A 3,007-nucleotide genomic window follows, 5' to 3' on the forward strand; every position below is an offset into this window, starting at 1 on the left:
CAATGGCACACCGGGAAGCAGGGCCTGCAAGTCCAAGGATTCGTTGTTCCAGCCGAGGTTGGGAGCCGCGATCACCGTCCCGGATTTATCATCAACGAGTCCCGGCACGGCCAGTCCGCCGCCGAGAACGCGGACCCCTTCGGCTTCGGCCGCATCCCGCAGTTCGGCTGCCAGCCGGCCCAAGGCCGCCGCCACAGCCGCAGGAGCGGCGCCGCGGTTATCCTGCTCGCGTGACTCTTGGAACAGGAGGTTGCCCGCGAGGTCCGTCAGTCCCGCGGAAATGTAGTCGACATTGATTTCCATGCCCAGCACGGCGTTGGCCGGATTCAGTTCCAGGCCCACGCCGGGGCGTCCACGCTCCCCCTGCGGATTCAGCCCGATTTCCCGGATTATTCCGGCCTCGATCAGGTCCAGTACCAGGCTGGATACGGAGGCCTTGGTGAGCCCTGTGGCCACGGCGATCTGGGCCCGGGTCAGGTGCGTGCCGGCGTCCGCTTGAGCAATGCGGCCCAGGACCAGGGCCAGGTTGGCCCGGCGGACATCACCCATGCTCCCCGGCGTCCCCCGCTCGGCGGAACCTGCAGCCGTCGCAGCCCCTGCCATGCCCCCTCCTTCTGCCTGGACGGCACAACCGCCCTCTTGGCTATTGACCTTAGCTCATTCCTGATCATATAGTTCAAGCGATAAACTAACTCACGGTTCTCCTGATCCCCCACATGCAAGGACGCATCATGACTCCTACGCCCTCCCCCGCTGATAAGTTCACCTTCGGCCTCTGGACCGTCGGTTGGACCGGAGCCGATCCTTTCGGCGTTGCAACCCGGAAGCCGCTTGACCCCGTGGAAGCGGTCCACAAGCTCAGCGAACTCGGCGCGTACGGCCTCACGTTCCACGACAACGATCTGGTCCCGTTCGACGCCACTGCCTCGGAGCGCGAACTGATCCTGAAAAACTTCAAGGCAGCACTCTCCGAGACGGGCCTCAAGGTCCCGATGGTGACCACCAATCTCTTCAGCCACCCGGTATTCAAGGACGGCGGCTTCACCTCCAATGACCGCTCGGTCCGGCGCTTCGCCCTGAGCAAGGTACTCCGCAACATCGACTCCGCCGCCGAGTTCGGCGCCGAAACGTTCGTGATGTGGGGCGGCCGTGAAGGCAGCGAGTACGACGGTTCCAAGGACCTGTCTGCGGCCCTGGACCGCATGAAGGAAGGCGTGGACACCGCCGCCGCCTATATCAAGGACAAGGGCTACAATCTCCGCATTGCCCTGGAGCCCAAGCCCAACGAGCCCCGCGGCGACATCTTCCTGCCCACTGTCGGCCACGGCCTGGCGTTCATTGCCGAACTGGAGCACGGCGACATTGTGGGCCTGAACCCCGAGACGGGCCACGAACAGATGGCTGGCCTGAACTTCACCCACGGGATCGCGCAGGCGCTCTGGGCGGGCAAGCTCTTCCATATCGACCTCAACGGACAGCGCGGCATCAAATACGATCAGGACCTCGTGTTCGGCCACGGTGACCTCACCAGCGCCTTCTTCACAGTGGACCTGCTCGAAAACGGCTTCCCCAACGGCGGGCCCAAGTACGACGGACCGCGCCACTTCGACTACAAGCCGTCCCGCACCGACGGCTATGACGGTGTCTGGGAATCCGCGAAGTCCAACATGTCCATGTACCTCCTCCTCAAGGAACGGGCCCTCGCCTTCCGCGCAGACCCGCAGGTGCAGGAAGCACTGGCGGCCTCCGGAGTATTCGAACTGGGCCAGCCGACACTTTCCGCCGGCGAATCCGCCGCAGACCTCCTGGCGGACGCCGCGGCATTCGAGGCGTTCGACGCCGATGCCGCCGCCGAGCGCTCCTTCGCCTTTGTGCGGCTCAACCAGCTGGCCATCGAACACCTGCTCAACGCCCGCTGACCATGGGAACCGTTGCCGGCATCGACAGCTCCACCCAGTCCTGCAAGGTGGTGATCCGCGACGCGGCCACCGGTGAGCTCCTCCGCCAGGGCCGCGCCAGCCATCCCGAAGGCACCGAAGTGCACCCCGACCATTGGTGGAACGCCCTCCAGGAAGCGATCGACCAGGCCGGTGGCCTCGGCGACGTCAGTGCAGTCTCCGTGGGCGGGCAGCAGCACGGCATGGTCTGCCTCGACGCTGACGGAGAGGTGATCCGCCCGGCCCTGCTCTGGAACGACAACCGGAGCGCCCCGGCCGCGCTGGACCTGGTCCGGGAAGCAGGCGGCGGCGATCCTCGTGAGGGGGCCCGCTACTGGGCCGGTGCCACGGGAACGGTCCCGGTGGCGTCTCTGACCATCACCAAGCTGCGCTGGCTTGCCCAGAACGAACCGGACAATGCAGCCCGCGTTGCAGCCGTTTGCCTTCCTCACGACTGGCTGTCCTGGCGGCTGGCAGGGTTCGGCCCGGGCAGCGGTGAGGCAGGCCTGGCGGCCCTCCGCACCGACCGCTCCGACGCATCGGGCACCGGCTACTTCGCTGCATCCACCGGCCAGTACCTTCCTGATGCACTCGAAAAGTCCCTGGGCCACGTCCCCCGGCTTCCCGCCGTCGTCGGCCCCCTGGACGTTTGGGGGAAAACCCCGGAAGGGGCGGTCATCGGCCCGGGCGCGGGGGACAACGCCGCCGCCGCCCTCGGGGTCGGCGCGGGGGTGGGCGACGTGGTGATGTCGCTGGGCACGTCCGGCACCGTTTTTGCGGTCTCGGCCACGCCGGCAGCCGACGAGTCCGGGCTGGTGGCAGGATTCGCCGACGCCACGGGCAACTTCCTGCCGCTCGCCTGCACCCTGAACGCCACACGGGTCTTCGATGCCACCGCAGCGCTGCTGGATGTCAGCCTGGCGGAATTCAACGAACTGGCACTGGCGGCCGCTCCGGGAGCCGGCGGACTGACGCTCGTCCCCTACTTCGACGGCGAACGTACCCCGAACCTTCCCGGGGCCGCCGGCTCCCGGAGCGGCCGCCAGTGCCAGTTCGTTGAATTCCGCCAG

Annotated in this window: 3 protein-coding genes; 2 read left to right on the top strand and 1 reads right to left on the bottom strand. The window is 66.9% G+C overall.

The features are described from left to right. Positions 1–603 (bottom strand): ROK family transcriptional regulator (locus DBR22_RS10170; protein ID WP_258229128.1); only part of this gene is annotated, 603 nt, incomplete at its 3' end. A gap of 128 nt (positions 604–731) precedes the next feature. Between DBR22_RS10170 and xylA the strand changes: the two genes are divergently transcribed. Both xylA and DBR22_RS10180 read left to right on the top strand, forming a co-directional pair. Continuing rightward, a complete protein-coding gene (gene xylA / locus DBR22_RS10175; protein ID WP_108598923.1) occupies positions 732–1,919 on the top strand; it encodes a xylose isomerase in 1,188 nt (395 codons plus the stop codon). Between the two features lie 2 nt (positions 1,920–1,921). Next, positions 1,922–3,007: FGGY family carbohydrate kinase (locus DBR22_RS10180; RefSeq protein WP_108598924.1), on the top strand; the 1,086-nt coding region annotated here is incomplete at its 3' end.

Origin of the sequence: Arthrobacter sp. HMWF013 (genome assembly GCF_003061105.1) — a bacterium.
Lineage (GTDB): Bacteria > Actinomycetota > Actinomycetes > Actinomycetales > Micrococcaceae > Arthrobacter.

What these genes read in the sequence shown, in the direction of transcription:
- xylA (WP_108598923.1), top strand. Translation starts at nt 732, where the DNA reads ATGACTCCTACGCCCTCCCCCGCTGATAAGTTCACCTTCGGCCTCTGG.